A 16578-nucleotide genomic window follows, 5' to 3' on the forward strand; every position below is an offset into this window, starting at 1 on the left:
AACTATTTTTATAGTAATTAATGCTTTTTATTGTTTTCTTGTTTGTTATGAATAATCAATAATAAAGCTTTGAGGCTATAATGAATTTTAACAGCTAATTATTTGTATTTAGTCTAAATAAATTTTTTTTATTGATTCTTGTGTATATATTTGCTTTCTATTTAAATTTAGTCTAAATAATATTAAGTAATGAAAAACTCACTAACTAAACTATTTTTATCAACGACAATTTTAGCAAGTATGTTTTCTTGTTCTAGCGATGATGATGGAGGGACAACAGTAGTTCAAGTAACAAAAGCAGCGGTAATCGAAAACTATAGTAGCGTAGTATATCAATCCTATTTGGATAGTTATAATGGAGCAGTAACAATGCAAACTGCTATCAATGCATTTATAGACACACCTTCAGAAGTAAATTTTGAGGCAGCAAAAACGGCTTGGTTAAATGTTCGAGAAGCATATGGACAGACAGAAGCATATAGAGAATCTAATGGACCCATTGATACCGATGAAACGACAGCTACACCTTGGGGTATTGGTAATGAAGGACAGTTAAACGCATGGCCTATTGATGAAGGTTATGTAGATTACATTGAGGCTGGAACAGAGCCTTATGCGGGTGATTATACAAGTATTATTAGTAATACAACTATAACTATTGATGAAGCTACTCTTGTTTCTTTAAATGAAGAAGATAGTGATAAGTCTATTAGTACAGGTTGGCATGCTATAGAATTTTTATTATGGGGACAGGATAATACAATCCCTAGCGAAAATCAGGCTGGTTTAAGAATGTTTACAGATTACACTACAGCGGATAATGCTGATAGAAGAGGAGAGTATCTTTCGGCAGTAACAAGTTTATTGGTAAAAGATCTTAAAAAATTAGTAGATACTTGGAATACAGGAGGAACTTACAATACAGTTTTCTTAGCATTAGATGAAGATACTGCTTTAAAGCAATTAATAAACGGAGCATTCTTTATTGCAGGAGATGAGTTAAGCTCAGAAAGAATTATTGCTCCTTTGGATAGTACTGACGGTATCGACAACTCTGGTCAGGAGGATGAACATTCGTGTTTTTCGGATAATACCGACAGAGATATTTTTGCCAATGCTCAAGGAGTTTACAATGTGGTTTTTGGTCAGTATGGTACTGTTTCTGGAGCTTCATTTTACGATTTAGTAAAACAAGTTGATGAAAATCAGGCACAAATATTAAAAGAAGCATCAGATAATGCTATGGAAAAAGTAAATGCTGTAGCTAATAATGCGCAACCATTCGATTTTTTAATCACACAAGAAAACACTACTGATGCAACACCTGGTGTTGTACTGCAGAGTGTTATAGCTTTACAAGAATGGGCTGATGTAATAAGTGAATCTGCATCAATTATTGGGATTAGTCTTTAATTTTATAGAGAAATAACTATAACTAATAAGTCCTAAATGTAATATTTAGGACTTGTTGGTTTTTATATTTTAAGAATGAAAAAGTTTTTTTTGCTGTTAAGTGTTTTGTTGACTGTAAGCTGTTCTAGTGATGATGATTATGTTGATATTGTAGATATCTTGTATGAGGAAGGAGAAGAGTTTTTAACCGGATCACTTGGAGTAAATTCTACGAGTAGTAATGCTTTCGGTTTTGAAATTGAAGGGTTGTCTTTTCAAGATCAAGCTAGATTTGCAACAGGGAATTCACTTTTTAATCAATCTTGGGTTTCTTCTCCAGCATCAACAACAGCACGAGATGGATTAGGACCTACATTTAATGCTCGTGCTTGCGCTACATGTCATTTTAAAGATGGTAGAGGTCATCCAATAGAAAATGGAGCTACTTCCAGAGGGTTTTTAATGCGTGTTAGTCTGCCAGGACAGGATGCTTTTGGTTTTGCAAATCCGGTTCCAGAATATGGAACTCAAATTCAAGATAGAGCAAACAATGGTATTCCTTTTGAAGCAAAAATTACAGTTAGTTATGAAATAATCACAGGAAATTACGCTGATGGTACTTCATATGAACTGCAGAAACCAATATACACGATTGTAGAAGAACAATTTGGAGTGTTGAATAATGTATCAATGTCTCCTAGAGTAGCTCAACAGACTATTGGTTTAGGGTTTATAAGTGCATTACCGGATACTGAGATTACTAAGTTTGCTGACGAATTTGATGCTAATAATGATGGGATATCGGGTAAGGCTAATTATGTCTGGGATTTTGATGCCAATAGCCTGCAACTGGGAAAATATGGTTGGAAAGCAAATTCTCCAACATTAAAACAGCAGATAACTTCTGCTTTTCATGGCGATATGGGATTGACTACATCAATGTTTCCAGAAAATAATTGCCCATCTCCACAATTAGATTGTATAGAGGCTCCAAATGGTGGTGTGCCTGAGGTAACGGATACTCAATTAGAACGCGTACAATTCTACCAAGCAAATCTAGCTGTACCTAATAGAAGAAATTTTAAAGATGAATCGGTGCTTAAAGGAAAAAAAATCTTTGAAGAGTTAAATTGTGTAGGGTGTCATGCGATTAATCAAAAAACTGCAAATTTTCCTTTTAGCCCATTATTAGGAGGCATAACAATCAAGCCTTATTCTGACTTCTTGTTACACGATATGGGAGAAGCGTTAGCTGATAATAGATCAGATTTTATGGCTAATGGACAAGAATGGCGAACTCAACCACTTTGGGGAATTGGTTTAATTAGTACAGTCAATGATCATACATTTTTATTACACGATGGAAGGGCCAGAAATATAGAAGAAGCTATACTTTGGCATGGAGGAGAAGGGGAAGAGAGTAAACAAGGTTTTACAAACCTGGAAGAAGAAGAAAGAGCGCAGTTAATTGACTTTATAAATTCATTGTAATCAGATTAAGATAATTATTATGAAATTAAAAAAACTAAAAATTACAATTTTACTATTTGTTATAAGTGTAGTTTCTTGTAATGAAGATGAATCTTCGGAAAACACCAATAATTTCGATGTTAGAGCTCTTTTAGAAGAGGTTACTATAAATAATGTTATTGTTTCAGTTAATGAATTTCAAGACCAATCAGAGTCTCTTAGCGATGCTGTTGAAGCATATCTGGGGGAAATGAATGAAGATAATTTGTTAGATGTCAGAAATCAATGGAAATCTACAGCATTAACTTATGCTTCTATTTATGCATTTAATATTGGAGATGTAAGAGATCAATTCTTTCACCAATCACTTTATAATTGGCCAACTTTGCCTAATACAATAGAAAGTTTTATTGCTAATAATGATGAGATTAATGAAAGTTTTATAATGTCCATTAGCCCTCAAGCAAAAACACTTTCAGGGCTAGAGTATTTAATTTATAAAGACTCTTTGAGTACTACGAATCAAGAGTTTTTGGTTTCTGTAAATAGACAGAATTATTTAAGATTAATTGCTTTAGAGTTAAAAACTCAGGCAAATCGATTGCTAAATGTATGGCAAGAATCTGGAGACAATTATGCGAATGTATTTGCAAATAGTCAGGCAACTGGTATAGAAGGCTCCTTTAACAAACTTTATAATGGTTTGTTTAATGTTATCGATACCGGAAAGGTTACAAAAATTGGAAAACCCGCGGGCTTAGAGAATTCAGAAAACACAAATCCAGAATTAACACAAGCGTATTTTAGTAATTCTTCTCTAGATATATTAAAAGCTAATATATTAAGTATAGAAGAAATTTATTTTAATCCGAATGGGATAGGTATTTCCGATTATGTTTTTTCTGTAATTAGAAATGATGAGCTTAATAATGCAATTAAAAATAAGATAGATGAAGTTTATAATTCAATTAATGCTATTCCAGGGCCGTTGTTTCAGTCGATAACAGAGAATCCAAATGAAGTTGCAGATCTACATAAAAAACTAGAAGAACTAGGGATTTTATTTAGTGTTGATGTAAGAAGTGTTCTATCTATAATCATTACTTCTACAGATAATGATGGAGATTAGTTTTTGTAAGCTTACCGGAATCTAATACGATAAAGAAGAAAAAGTGCCCAGAGCGGGAGTCGAACCCGCACGCCCTAATGGACACATGGCCCTCAACCATGCCTGTCTACCAATTCCAGCACCTGGGCAATACAATTTATTTTACAATATAGCGTAAAACTAAAAAAGTATCACAGGGGAATTGCGATACTTTTTAGTGACCGGGCTGGGGCTCGAACCCAGGACCCTCTCCTTAAAAGGGAGATGCTCTACCAACTGAGCTACCCGGTCATTGATAAATTAAATTATCATATATTTTAAAGAACTGCAGAATAAATAATCAATAATACTTCAAAATTATTCAGTATTTGTGACCGGGCTGGGGCTCGAACCCAGGACCCTCTCCTTAAAAGGGAGATGCTCTACCAACTGAGCTACCCGGTCATACATTCTTTTTTCCTTGAATGCGGGTGCAAATATACTATCAATAATTTATTTTTCAAGAAGAATTTAATATAAATTTACGTTTTATTTTAAATGCCCTTTTTTTTAGGCATAAATTACCTAATTTTTACTTTATGAATATTATTTTATTAGGATATATGGGTTGCGGTAAGTCCTCTATTGGCAGGGATTTAGCTTCTGAATTAAAAATGGAATGCATCGATCTTGATGATTTTATAGAAAATCAAGAAAAAAAATCAATAGGTCAAATTTTTGAGGATAACGGTGAAATATATTTTAGAAAAAAAGAAAATGAGTACCTAAAACAAGTCTTAAAAACGAAAAATAATCATATTATTTCTTTAGGAGGAGGAACTCCTTGTTTTGCGGGAAACCTTGAGATCATTAAAGGAGATGAAAACGCTAAAAGTGTGTACCTGAAAACTTCTTTAGAAGAATTAGTGGATAGATTATATCTAGAGAAAGAAAAACGTCCTTTAATAGCTCATATATCATCTAGGGATGATCTTAAAGACTTTGTTCGTAAACATCTCTTCGAGCGTTCTTTTTATTATAATCAAGCGGAGTATGTTATTTCTACTGATAACAAGACTATTCAAGAAGTTGTCAAGGAAATGCAAAATGTTTTATTCTAGTATAGCTAGATCATTTTCTCCAAAAGTTACATTCACATGCTCATGTAGTGATGTAGAAAGTGAAATTCCTTTGAAATCTGCTTTTATCGGGTATTTTTTATGATTTCGGTTAACAAGAACAGCTGTCTTAAACCGTATTAATGGCACGTCTAAAAAATGTTTTACACCATATACCAAAGCAGTACCAGAATTAAGTACATCATCTGCAAGGACAAGTGATTTGTTTTTATAATCTGAAGCAGAAATGGAGGTTTTAACAGTGTCTTGCGGAGAAGATTTATCCATAGTTACTTCACATAATGTAATATTAATATCAGAAACCTCTTCTAATATTGCTTTTAGGCGTTGAGCAAAAATATAACCATTACTTGCAATACCAGCAATAACAATTTCTTTTTCATTTACATTAGTTTCATAGATTTGATACGCTATACGCTTAATCTTATGTTGTATTTGTTCGTGAGTAAGGATGATATTGTCTTCGGTTTGCATTCGTAACTGTAGTTATATTTTTTCAATTGACCTCAAAGATAAAAAAGAGTTCGTTATCCTTGCGTGGTAGAATGGAATTATAACACTTTTCTAATGTGTTAATTCTGAAATATTGTGAAAATAACTCCAAATACTGATTTTTAGTACCTCCAAATGGAGGGCCGGATTTTTCAAATTCGATATTGAAGAAAAGACCAACTAATTTTCCATTTGGTTTTAAAATTGATTTCATCTTAGCAAGATATTGCTTTCTTTGGTCTGGATGAATTGCGCAGAAGAATGTTTGTTCTACGACAATATCGAATTGATCTTCTAGTTCAAAAAAATCTTTATATAGTATTTGCGATACAGGAAAATCCGGAAATTTTATTTTAAAATTATCAAGAGTATCTTTTACAAAATCTAATATGTAGATGTTTTTAAAACCATTTCGAAATAAATAAATAGCCTCATATGCATTTCCACATCCAGGAATTAATATTTTTAAGCTTTTATCTTCTAACTGATCAAAGTATGAAATAATTGGAGGAGATGCATATCCTATGTCCCATCCGGTTTGATTTGAACTATATTTGTTATTCCAAAATTTTGAATCTAATTTCATTCCTCACTATCGTTATTAGAAGGTTCTTCAAACCAATCATCAATATCTCTTCGATCTTTCTTGGTAGGTCTACCAGCACCTTTTTTTCTGTAATATTCTTTAGAATATTTTAAAAGATCTAGTTTTTGCAACGTTTCTGTAGGAGTAACGTCTTTACGATATATGTCGACTAGCTTAGCGCCAAGTCGACTTTTTGGTGTGTCCAGAACAACAAGTTCATAGTTAACCTGGTTTTTTCGAACTGTAATTTTATCAGTTGGGTAGATTTCTCGTGATGGTTTTATAATATCGCCATTCACTCTTACTTTACCTTCTTTACAAGCTTTGGTAGCAATGCTACGCGTCTTGAAATATCTGATACACCATAAATATTTATCAACTCGCATAAAAAATGATTAAAAAATGCGTTTTATCTATAATAATAGTTGAGCAAAAGTACAAGAAAATTGTATCTTGCGCCTTCAAAAAAGCAATCAGATGAATGTAAGAAGATATATTTTTGCCGCAGGTGTTGTTGTGGCAGCCTTATATGCCTGTAATAACGATGACGATGATGGTATTATTAGTGTTCCGCCAAGAGATGAAGCAGAACAACAGGCTGATGAAGATCCAATAATACAAGATTATCTAAAAACGCATTTTTTTACGTTGGTAGATAATGATGCAAACCCTGATTTCCAAACTGTACAATTTGATACTATAGCAGGAGTTAATAGTGGCCAAACTTCTATTTGGGATTCTGGACTTTTGGAAACTAAGACAGTTACCAATATGGATACAGAGGTTTCGTATACATTATACATGCTTAAATATAATAATGGAGTAGCTACTGAACGCCAAACGCAGTTCGCGGATTCTACATTTGTAACTTATACAGGAGAGGTTTTTTATGATTATGAAGATGATGATGGAGATGGTATTCCTAATGATGGTGATGTAGACGCAGATGGAGATGGAGAACCTGATACGGTAGATGATTCTGTTACTAAAACAGATAGTGACGGTGATGGTATTGCTGATGATAGTGATATTGATAATAATCCAACTTCTTCAGATTCTGATGGTGATGGTGTTATAGATGAAAATGATCCTGTAGATAATAATAACCCTAGGAGAAGAGTGTTTGATAGCGCAGTAACTCCAGTATGGTTTGATTTAGTAAACGTTGTAGAAGGTTTTAGAGAAGCAGTAGTAGATTTCAAAGGGGCATCAGGTTTTATAGAGAATGGCGATGGTACTGTTAGTTACAATATGGATTTTGGTAATTTTACAGTTTTTATGCCATCTGGTTTAGGGTATTTTGCAGAACCGCAAAATGGAATCCCGCAATATGCACCTTTAATATTTAGTGTTCAATTGTATGGAAGTGTAGAAGCAGATCACGACAATGATGGAGTTCCTTCATATTTAGAAGATATTGATGGAGATAGGTTGGTTTTTGATACAGATGATGATACAGATGGTAATGGTTTTCCTGATTATTTAGATCCAGATGATGATGGTGATGGAACATTAACAATAGATGAAGATTTAGAGCCAGATACAGATTTAACTGTAGATAGAGATGGAGATGGAGATCCAACAAATGACATTGGAGATGGAGATCCAACAAATGATGATACTGATGGAGATGGAATTCCAAACTATCTCGATACAGATGATACAGCATCTAGAGATGATTAATTTATAAAAAAACTCCGGTAATTTTACCGGAGTTTTTTTATACTTTTTTTAATAAAATTATAAGTCCAATGCTAAACTTAGAATAAATTGATTAGGTCTAGAATCAACTCTAATTGTTTGTCCTGTATTTGCATCAATAGTTTGAGCCTGGTTTTCGGTAATTCCTCTTTCATATCTAAGATCTATATTCAGTCGTCTTATCTGTAATCCAACTCCAAATTGAACTCCTACAGTGAATTCATTTTTAACTTCACTTAGTCGAACATCTTCTAGATCATTATCTACAATATATTGTAAAGAAGGTCCTCCAAATACGTGTAAAGGGCCTAATAAATAGATCCCTGCTAAAATAGGTAGATCTAGTTTCTTTACATTGTAATTTAATTTTCGATTATCAAATGAATAAGAACTACTGTTTTGTGTATACTGTAATTCTGGTTTAAGATAAAAGTTGTCAGTGATATCTCCTCTTAAAAATACTCCGATATGATATCCTACACGATCATCAGCATTCTCAGAAAGTAAATTGTCACCAGCATTGGTTACATCACTAAACTCTATTTTGCCATTGTCCCCATAATTCAGACCAGCTTTTACACCAAAGTTTATTCCTTTTTCTTGTGATATGATTGCACAAGAGCTAAAAAGAATTAAAAACACTACTACGTTTTTCATTTTAAATGAGTTTTAAAAGATGAATAAATAATTAATTGTAATTTTTGGTTGTGGTCAGTGTTTCTTTTATAACGAAAATAGGGTGGGATTATTCTAATAGTTAATAAAAAAGTCCTCTGTAAAAACAGAAGACTTTTAAAATATACTTTGATAAATAATATAATACTGATGTTATTTTCTTTTGATAACTTTTTCCGCCGCATTTATGATAGCATCAGCATTTAATCCATATTTTTCCATAAGTTGATCAGGAGTTCCACTTTCTCCAAATGTGTCATTAGTAGCAATGAATTCTTGTGGTACAGGGTGATTTTGAGTTAATACTCTAGATACACTTTCTCCCAAACCTCCTAAGAAGTTATGCTCTTCTGCCGTAACAATACAACCAGTCTTTTTAACGGAGTTTAAGATAGCTTCATTATCAAGTGGTTTTATGGTATGTATATTAATCACTTCTGCACTAATTCCTTTTTCTTGTAATGCTGCAGTAGCTTGTAATGCTTCCCATACTAGGTGACCTGTAGCTACAATAGTAACATCAGTACCATCCTGTAAGTGAAGAGCTTTTCCTATTTCGAATTTTTGATCTTCTGGAGTAAAGTTTGCAACCTTTGGTCTTCCAAAACGCAAGTAAACTGGACCTTCATAATCAGCAATTGCAATTGTAGCAGCTTTGGTTTGATTATAATCACAAGGGTTAATTACTACCATACCTGGTAACATTTTCATTAACCCAATATCTTCTAAAATTTGATGTGTTGCACCATCTTCTCCAAGTGTCAAACCTGCATGAGAAGCACAGATTTTTACATTTTTACCACTGTAGGCAATGGATTGACGAATTTGATCATAAACTCGACCAGTAGAAAAATTAGCAAAAGTTCCAGTAAAAGGTATTTTACCACCAATAGTTAACCCAGCTGCGATTCCCATCATATTAGCTTCGGCAATTCCTATTTGAAAAAAACGATCTGGATTGTTCGCAATAAATGCATCCATTTTTAGAGAACCGATAAGATCAGCACAAAGTGCTACAACATTCTCATTTGTTTTTCCAAGTACTTCAAGACCTGCTCCAAAACCAGAACGAGTATCTTTTTTTCCTGTATCTATATATTTTTTCATGAATATTTTTTTTAAGTCATTTCTGTTTTCACAGAAACCTCTTTTATGTATGCCTTAATAGTCTCCTAAAGTCTCAGGATTTTGTGCTAAACCTATTTCTAATTGCTCATCATTTGGAGCTTTACCGTGCCAAGCATGAGTGTGCATCATAAAATCTACTCCATTACCCATTATAGTATGCATTAATACACAAACTGGTTTACCTTTTCCAGTTCTGCTTTTAGCTTCCTGTAATCCTTCTATTACAGCTGTAATATTATTTCCTTCTTTGATTTCCATAACATCCCAACCAAAAGCTTCGAATTTAGCTCTAAGACTACCTAATGATAATACATCATCAGTGGATCCATCGATTTGTTGACCATTAAGATCTATTGTAGAAATAAGATTATCTACTTTTTTTCCGGATGCATACATAGCTGCTTCCCAAATCTGACCTTCTTGTAATTCTCCGTCTCCATGAAGACTGTATACAATATGGTTATCATTATTCAGTTTTTTTGCTTGCGCAGCACCAATAGCTACAGACATTCCTTGACCAAGAGATCCAGAAGCAATTCTAATACCAGGAAGACCTTCGTGAGTCGTTGGGTGTCCTTGAAGTCTACTGTTAATTAGTCTAAATGTATTTAATTCTTCTACAGGAAAATATCCGCTTCTTGCTAATACACTGTAAAAAACCGGAGAAATATGTCCGTTAGATAAGAAGAAAAGGTCTTCTTCTTTTCCGTCCATATCGAAACCATCTTTTCTTTCCAAAATTTCTTGATAAAGAGCTACAAAAAATTCCGTGCACCCTAGAGAACCACCTGGATGCCCTGAGTTTACTTTGTGAACCTGTCGTAGAATATCTCTACGAACTTGAGTTACAAAATCTTCTAATTGTTGTGTTTTTGGCATTGCTATGCTAATTGGCTTAATGATTAAGGCGCAAAAATACAGGTTTTGATTACCGTGGCAAAATGTCTTTACACCTTTTAATTAAGATACCATTGTTAATAACGAAAAGTTTTCGGAAACTAGACTTTATTAAAGTAGTTTTAGTTAGTTATCTTTGCGCTCTACGAAATAAAAATTATGCAATTCGACCTATTATCTACGGACCCTCAGAGTAAGGCCAGAGCCGGAAAAGTAACAACTGATCATGGAGTTATTGAAACTCCAATTTTTATGCCTGTTGGTACTGTAGCAACTGTAAAAGGTGTACATCAAAGAGAGTTGAAAAATGATATTAATCCTGATATTATATTAGGAAACACTTATCATTTATATCTAAGACCGCAAACACCAATTTTAGAAAAAGCAGGTGGGTTACATAAATTTATGAATTGGGATAGAAATATTCTTACAGATAGTGGAGGTTATCAAGTATATTCTCTATCCGCAAATCGTAAGATTAAGGAAGAAGGTGTGAAGTTTAAGTCTCATATTGATGGATCATATCACGTGTTTACACCAGAAAATGTAATGGAGATTCAACGTACAATTGGTGCAGATATCATCATGGCTTTTGATGAATGTACTCCATACCCTTGTGATTACGGATATGCAAAGAGAAGTATGCATATGACTCACAGGTGGTTAGATAGATGTATGCAACATCTCGAAAAAGTTCCAGTTAAATATGGATATGATCAGACTTTTTTTCCAATAGTACAAGGAAGTACTTATAAAGATCTAAGAAGACAGTCTGCAGAATATATTGCTAATGCGGGAGCAGAAGGAAATGCAATCGGAGGTTTGTCAGTAGGAGAACCAGCAGAAGAGATGTATGCAATGACTGAAGTAGTGACAGAAATATTGCCAGAGGATAAACCTAGATATTTGATGGGTGTGGGTACACCAATTAATATTTTAGAAAATATTGCATTAGGTATTGATATGTTTGATTGTGTAATGCCAACTAGAAATGGAAGAAATGGAATGTTATTTACAGCACATGGAACTATAAATATTAAGAATAAAAAATGGGAAGATGACTTTTCTCCTATTGATGAAATGGCTATTACTTATGTGGATACAGAATATTCTAAAGCATATCTAAAGCACCTTTTTTCGGTAAATGAAATGCTAGGAAGACAGATAGCGACGATCCATAATTTAGGTTTTTATTTATGGTTGGTTCGTGAAGCGAGAAAACATATCTTAGCCGGAGATTTTTATTCTTGGAAAAATATGATGGTAAAACAAATGGATAAAAGATTGTAATTTGAAAATATTAGACTGGTATATACTTAAACGTTATTTAGGAACTTTTTTCGCAATGATTCTCATGTTTATTCCAATAGGAATTATCGTTGATCTTTCTGAGAAAATAGATAATATATTAGAGCATGAAGCGCCCTTTGGAGCCGTTGTTTCTTATTATTTGGATTTTACCATCTACTTTGCAAATTTACTATTTCCATTATTTGTATTTCTTTCTGTGATTTGGTTTACTTCTAAATTAGCTAATAAGACAGAAATTATAGCCTTTTTAAGCTCAGGTGTTTCATTTTGGAGATTTCTTAGACCGTATATGATTGGAGCGATTTTAATTTGTGTAGGAGCTCTTGCAATGGGGTTATTTTTAGCACCTAAAGCAAGTCAGGGATTTAATGAGTTTAAATATACCTACTTAAAAAAGGGGAAGAAAGTTCAAGAAACCAGAAATGTATACCGTCAATTAAATGATAGTATCTTTTTATATGCGAGTGATTTTAAACCACTTAAGAAAAAGGCGACAAATTTCACATTGGAATATTTCGATGGAAATAAATTAGTTACAAAAATTTCAGCTAGAACGATAACCTTTATAGAGAAAGATAGTATTTATGAATTAAGAGACTTTGTGAAACGTACAGTTTTAGAAGACAGAGATATCATAGAGAAAGCAAGGAAAAAAGACACGATTTTACCTTTTGATATAGATGAGTTTACTCCTGTGACTTATGTAGCAGAGACACTAAATTATATGGAATTAAGTAAGTTTATAGAAAAGGAAAGTAAAAGAGGTTCTTCAGATATAAACAGATATAAAGTGGTAGCTTATAAGAGATGGAGTATTCCTGTTTCAGCATTTATACTTACCGTTATAGGTGTAGCAGTTTCTTCTATGAAAAGAAGAGGAGGAATGGGTATAAATCTAGCTGTCGGTATCTCTTTAGCCTTCGTTTTTATCTTTTTTGATAAAGTTTTAGGTACGTTGGCCAATCAATCTGATTTTCCACCTTTAGTGGCAGTGTGGTTTCCTAATTTTTCTTTTGGGATATTAGCAATTTATCTTCTTTACAATGCCAAACGTTAAACTCCAGAATTATCTTCATTTTCATTTTATAGTATTTATATGGGGGTTTACTGCAATACTTGGAGAGCTAATCTCTATTGAAGCACTACCTTTAGTATGGTATAGGATGTTGATGGCTTCAGGATTTATTTACCTTTATATTCTCGTTAGAAAAATTTCTTTAAAGGTATCTAAGAAGCTTTTGTTTACATTATGTATTGCTGGTGGGATTATTGCATTACATTGGATTACTTTTTTTGCGGCAATAAAAGTTTCTAACGTTTCTATAACGCTTGCTATTTTGTCTACAGGTGCATTTTTCACTTCGATTTTAGAACCTATTTTTTATAAGCGAAAACTTATTTGGTATGAGGTTGTATTTGGTTTGATGGTAATTGTAGGTCTTTATATTATTTTTAATGTAGAAGGTGATTATTTTTTAGGAATTGTATATGCACTATGTTCAGCTTTTTTATCATCTGTTTTTTCATTAATTAATGGTAAGATCGCTCAACAATATTCTCCTTCAATGATTTCTTTTTATGAATTATTAACTGGAGTGGGTTTTGTGACAATTTACTTGATAGGAATGTCTTTTTTAGGAGCAGAAAATGAAGGTTTTACAATTGGTTTCTTTCAGTTATCAACCTCGGATTGGATATTTTTAATAATACTTGCTTCATTTTGCACGGCTTATGCTTTTATAGGTTCAGTTCAGGTTATGAAATACTTAAGTCCTTATACAGTAATGTTAACGATAAATTTAGAGCCTGTTTATGGAATTGTATTAGCATTTTTAATTTTTGGAGATTCAGAAAAAATGAACCCAGGATTTTATTACGGAGCCCTTATTATACTTAGCACAGTAGTGTTGAATGGTATATTTAAAAATATTAAAAAAATAAAAAGACAAAGGTCTTAATACTAGTTTAACAAGTATTGTTTTATATTTGTCTGCTAACCCTAGTTAAAAAAACAAAATATATTCTTGATATGGAATATTTAGAATTTGAACTCCCCATAAAAGAACTCGAAGAACAATTTGAAAAAGCTTGCGCTATAGGAGCAGAAAGTGATGTTGATGTCACGGATACCTGTAAGCAAATTGAAAAAAAGTTAAATGAGACTAAAAAGGAGATTTATAAGAACTTGACTGCTTGGCAGCGAGTACAATTATCTAGACATCCATCTAGGCCATATACATTAGATTATATAAATGCTATATGTGGAGATTCTTTCTTAGAATTACATGGAGATCGTAATGTTAAAGATGACAAAGCGATGATTGGAGGTTTAGGTAAAATTGGTGATCAAAGTTTTATGTTCATTGGTCAACAAAAAGGATACAATACAAAGACAAGACAATATAGAAATTTTGGGATGGCTAATCCTGAGGGATATAGAAAAGCGCTTCGTTTGATGAAAAGCGCTGAGAAATTCAATATTCCTGTAGTTTGTTTTGTTGATACTCCAGGAGCATATCCCGGTTTAGAAGCTGAGGAAAGAGGACAAGGAGAAGCTATTGCTAGAAATATCCTAGAAATGACACGCCTTAAAGTTCCTATTACTGTTATAATTATCGGTGAAGGTGCAAGTGGAGGTGCATTAGGAATAGGAGTAGGAGATAAAGTATTGATGCTAGAAAATTCTTGGTACTCCGTAATTTCTCCTGAGAACTGTTCTTCTATATTATGGAGAAGTTGGGAGCAAAAGGAAATTGCTGCCGAAGCATTGAAATTAACTGCAAAAGATAGTGCTAAACTTAAAGTTGTGGATGAAATCGTAAGAGAACCACTTGGTGGGGCTCATAGTGATCGTGAAAAAACATTTAAAGCTGTTCGAGACAAAATTTTGTCATCTTTTGAAGAGATGAAAAACTTATCACCAGAAGAATTGGTAGAAAAGCGTATGGATAAATATGCAAATATGGGGGTCTTCAAAGGCTAACCCCTAATAAATCACTTGACACAAAAATCTGAAGTTTTTGACTTCGGATTTTTTTATGCTTATTAACAATATAATTAAGTTATCAACAGTTCATTTGTTGAAGACTGGTGGACATTGATTACCTTTGTATAAGGTCCATCTCTTTACAATTTTTTTACATTCGTGGTTATGGAAAAAGTACAGCAAGCTCAGCAATCTAATTATGGTCGGGGGAACGTAATTTCGCTGGAAAAAGGAAAAATACCTCCTCAAGCAACTGATTTAGAAGAAGTTGTGCTTGGAGCGATGATGATAGATAAAAAAGGAGTCGATGAAATTATCGATATCCTTAATCCCGATGTTTTCTACAAAGAATCTCATAAATATATTTTTGACGCTATATATAAGTTGTTCGAAAACTCAGAGCCGATTGACTTATTAACGGTTTCGAGTCAACTTAAGAAAGATGCAAAACTAGAATTAGCAGGTGGGGAATTTTATCTAATTCAACTTACCCAAAAGGTAGCATCTTCAGCACATATCGAGTTTCATGCTCGTATAATTTTGCAGAAATATATACAACGTAGTCTGATAAAAATATCGAATGAGATTATAGAAGAATCATACGATGAGACCGCAGATGTCTTTGATCTTTTGGACATGGCAGAATCTAGATTATATGAGGTAACTCAAGGAAATATAAAAAGATCCACAGAGACGGCTCAAAGTTTAGTAATTCAAGCAAAGAAAAAAATTCAGGAAATATCGAATAAAGAAGGAATGAGTGGAGTTCCTTCTGGTTTTGATAAATTAGATAAGCTGACCTCTGGTTGGCAACCAAGTGACTTGATTATTGTTGCAGCACGTCCTGGTATGGGTAAAACTGCTTTGACATTATCTATGGCTAGAAATATGGCAGTTGGAGCTAATATTCCTGTTGCATTCTTCTCATTAGAGATGTCATCAGTACAGCTGATTACACGTTTAATATCTTCAGAAACGGGTCTTTCTTCGGAGAAATTACGTACTGGTAAGTTAGAAAAACACGAATGGGAACAACTTAATGTAAAAGTAAAAGACTTAGAGAAAGCTCCTCTTTTTATAGATGATACTCCTTCTCTTTCCATTTTTGATTTACGAGCAAAAGCAAGACGTCTTTCTTCTCAGCATGGTATAAGAATGATTGTTATAGATTATTTACAATTAATGACAGCAGGTGGTAGTGGTAAGAATGGAAACCGTGAACAAGAGATTTCGACAATTTCTCGTAACCTTAAGGCATTAGCAAAAGAATTGAATATTCCTGTTATTGCATTATCACAGTTATCACGTGCTGTAGAAACTCGTGGAGGTAGTAAGAGACCACTATTGAGTGATTTGAGGGAATCTGGAGCGATTGAGCAGGATGCCGATATTGTAGCATTTATATTTAGACCAGAATATTATAAGATAGATGAGTGGGATGATGAAGAAAGATCACCTACTCAGGGACAAGGAGAGTTTATTGTTGCCAAACACCGTAATGGTGGTTTAGAAAATATTAGGTTAAAATTTATTGGTCACTTAGGTAAATTTGATAACTTAGATGACTTTAGTACTCCTTTTGAGTTTCATTCTAAGATGAATGATGGTAAAGAAGAAGATGATCCTTTTAGTACAAGTCATCTTCCTAGTGCCGATGAAGCCTTTGGGAGTAGCATAAATGACTCTAATGATGATGATGACGTTCCTTTCTAAA

The 16578-nt window shown here is 33.3% G+C and carries 16 protein-coding genes and 3 tRNA genes; 10 read left to right on the plus strand and 9 right to left on the minus strand.

Annotated features, from left to right (window positions below):
• Positions 1-189: 189 nt before the first annotated feature.
• The 3 genes from NMK29_RS04215 (at position 190) to NMK29_RS04225 (ending at position 3991) form a co-directional block, all read left to right on the plus strand.
• Positions 190-1413 carry an imelysin family protein gene (locus NMK29_RS04215; protein WP_108801721.1) on the plus strand — a complete coding sequence of 408 codons (1224 nt, stop codon included), beginning with the start codon at positions 190-192 and terminating at the stop codon, positions 1411-1413.
• A gap of 75 nt (positions 1414-1488) precedes the next feature.
• Positions 1489-2883 (plus strand): di-heme oxidoredictase family protein, encoded by a 1395-nt coding sequence (locus tag NMK29_RS04220; protein WP_108801722.1) that lies wholly within the window; start codon positions 1489-1491, stop codon positions 2881-2883.
• Between the two features lie 19 nt (positions 2884-2902).
• On the plus strand, positions 2903-3991 hold the full coding sequence (locus NMK29_RS04225; RefSeq protein WP_108801723.1) for an imelysin family protein: 1089 nt from the start codon (positions 2903-2905) through the stop codon (positions 3989-3991).
• Between the two features lie 44 nt (positions 3992-4035).
• Here the strand turns inward: NMK29_RS04225 and NMK29_RS04230 are convergent.
• From NMK29_RS04230 to NMK29_RS04240, 3 genes are all read right to left on the minus strand, one after another.
• Positions 4036-4119: transfer RNA gene (locus tag NMK29_RS04230), tRNA-Leu, on the minus strand.
• 69 nt (positions 4120-4188) lie between these two features.
• Positions 4189-4261, minus strand: a tRNA-Lys gene (locus tag NMK29_RS04235).
• Positions 4262-4341: 80 nt separating this feature from the next.
• Positions 4342-4414: transfer RNA gene (locus tag NMK29_RS04240), tRNA-Lys, on the minus strand.
• A 134-nt stretch (positions 4415-4548) separates the two neighbouring features.
• Here NMK29_RS04240 and NMK29_RS04245 point away from each other — a divergent pair.
• Complete coding sequence (locus NMK29_RS04245) at positions 4549-5070, plus strand: shikimate kinase (protein WP_108801724.1); 522 nt, start codon at positions 4549-4551, stop codon at positions 5068-5070.
• On the opposite strand, the gene NMK29_RS04250 is transcribed toward NMK29_RS04245, so the two are convergent.
• Genes NMK29_RS04250 through NMK29_RS04260 form a run of 3 tightly spaced genes read right to left on the minus strand, consistent with a single transcriptional unit; the run spans position 5062 to position 6552 of the window.
• A complete protein-coding gene (locus NMK29_RS04250) occupies positions 5062-5562 on the minus strand; it encodes a phosphoribosyltransferase family protein (RefSeq protein ID WP_108801725.1) in 501 nt (166 codons plus the stop codon). The genes NMK29_RS04245 and NMK29_RS04250 overlap by 9 nt on opposite strands.
• A 22-nt stretch (positions 5563-5584) precedes the next feature.
• A complete protein-coding gene (locus NMK29_RS04255; RefSeq protein ID WP_108801726.1) occupies positions 5585-6166 on the minus strand; it encodes a methyltransferase domain-containing protein in 582 nt (193 codons plus the stop codon).
• Positions 6163-6552: an RNA-binding S4 domain-containing protein gene (locus tag NMK29_RS04260; protein WP_108801727.1), complete on the minus strand. Its 390-nt coding sequence runs from the start codon at positions 6550-6552 to the stop codon at positions 6163-6165. The genes NMK29_RS04255 and NMK29_RS04260 overlap by 4 nt, the downstream gene beginning before the upstream one ends.
• A 91-nt stretch (positions 6553-6643) precedes the next feature.
• On the opposite strand from NMK29_RS04260, the gene NMK29_RS04265 reads away from it, so the two are divergent.
• Positions 6644-7849 carry an FKBP-type peptidyl-prolyl cis-trans isomerase gene (locus tag NMK29_RS04265; protein WP_108801728.1) on the plus strand — a complete coding sequence of 402 codons (1206 nt, stop codon included), beginning with the start codon at positions 6644-6646 and terminating at the stop codon, positions 7847-7849.
• A gap of 57 nt (positions 7850-7906) precedes the next feature.
• Here NMK29_RS04265 and NMK29_RS04270 read toward each other — a convergent pair whose 3' ends face one another.
• The 3 genes from NMK29_RS04270 to NMK29_RS04280 form a co-directional block, all read right to left on the minus strand.
• Complete coding sequence (locus NMK29_RS04270) at positions 7907-8524, minus strand: porin family protein (RefSeq protein WP_027395609.1); 618 nt, start codon at positions 8522-8524, stop codon at positions 7907-7909.
• Between the two features lie 171 nt (positions 8525-8695).
• Positions 8696-9649, minus strand: coding sequence for a transketolase family protein (locus tag NMK29_RS04275; protein WP_108801729.1), 954 nt, complete (start codon positions 9647-9649; stop codon positions 8696-8698).
• 54 nt (positions 9650-9703) lie between these two features.
• Complete coding sequence (locus tag NMK29_RS04280) at positions 9704-10549, minus strand: transketolase (protein WP_108801730.1); 846 nt, start codon at positions 10547-10549, stop codon at positions 9704-9706.
• 177 nt (positions 10550-10726) lie between these two features.
• Between NMK29_RS04280 and tgt the strand changes: the two genes are divergently transcribed.
• From tgt to dnaB, 5 genes are all read left to right on the plus strand, one after another.
• Entirely contained in the window at positions 10727-11857 is a 1131-nt protein-coding gene (gene tgt, locus NMK29_RS04285; RefSeq protein ID WP_108801731.1) for a tRNA guanosine(34) transglycosylase Tgt, read from the plus strand.
• Between the two features lies 1 nt (position 11858).
• The gene (locus NMK29_RS04290; protein WP_027395613.1) at positions 11859-12935 is read left to right on the plus strand and encodes an LptF/LptG family permease; all 1077 of its coding nucleotides are present in this window, start codon (positions 11859-11861) and stop codon (positions 12933-12935) included.
• Positions 12922-13836, plus strand: coding sequence for a DMT family transporter (locus tag NMK29_RS04295; protein ID WP_108801732.1), 915 nt, complete (start codon positions 12922-12924; stop codon positions 13834-13836). The genes NMK29_RS04290 and NMK29_RS04295 overlap by 14 nt, the downstream gene beginning before the upstream one ends.
• Before the next feature lie 71 nt (positions 13837-13907).
• A complete protein-coding gene (locus tag NMK29_RS04300; RefSeq protein ID WP_027395615.1) occupies positions 13908-14861 on the plus strand; it encodes an acetyl-CoA carboxylase carboxyltransferase subunit alpha in 954 nt (317 codons plus the stop codon).
• Between the two features lie 168 nt (positions 14862-15029).
• A complete protein-coding gene (gene dnaB / locus NMK29_RS04305) occupies positions 15030-16577 on the plus strand; it encodes a replicative DNA helicase (RefSeq protein WP_027395616.1) in 1548 nt (515 codons plus the stop codon).
• The last annotated feature ends 1 nt before the right edge of the window (position 16578 follow it).

The organism is Aquimarina sp. Aq107 (genome assembly GCF_943733665.1).
In the GTDB taxonomy this organism is placed as follows: domain Bacteria; phylum Bacteroidota; class Bacteroidia; order Flavobacteriales; family Flavobacteriaceae; genus Aquimarina.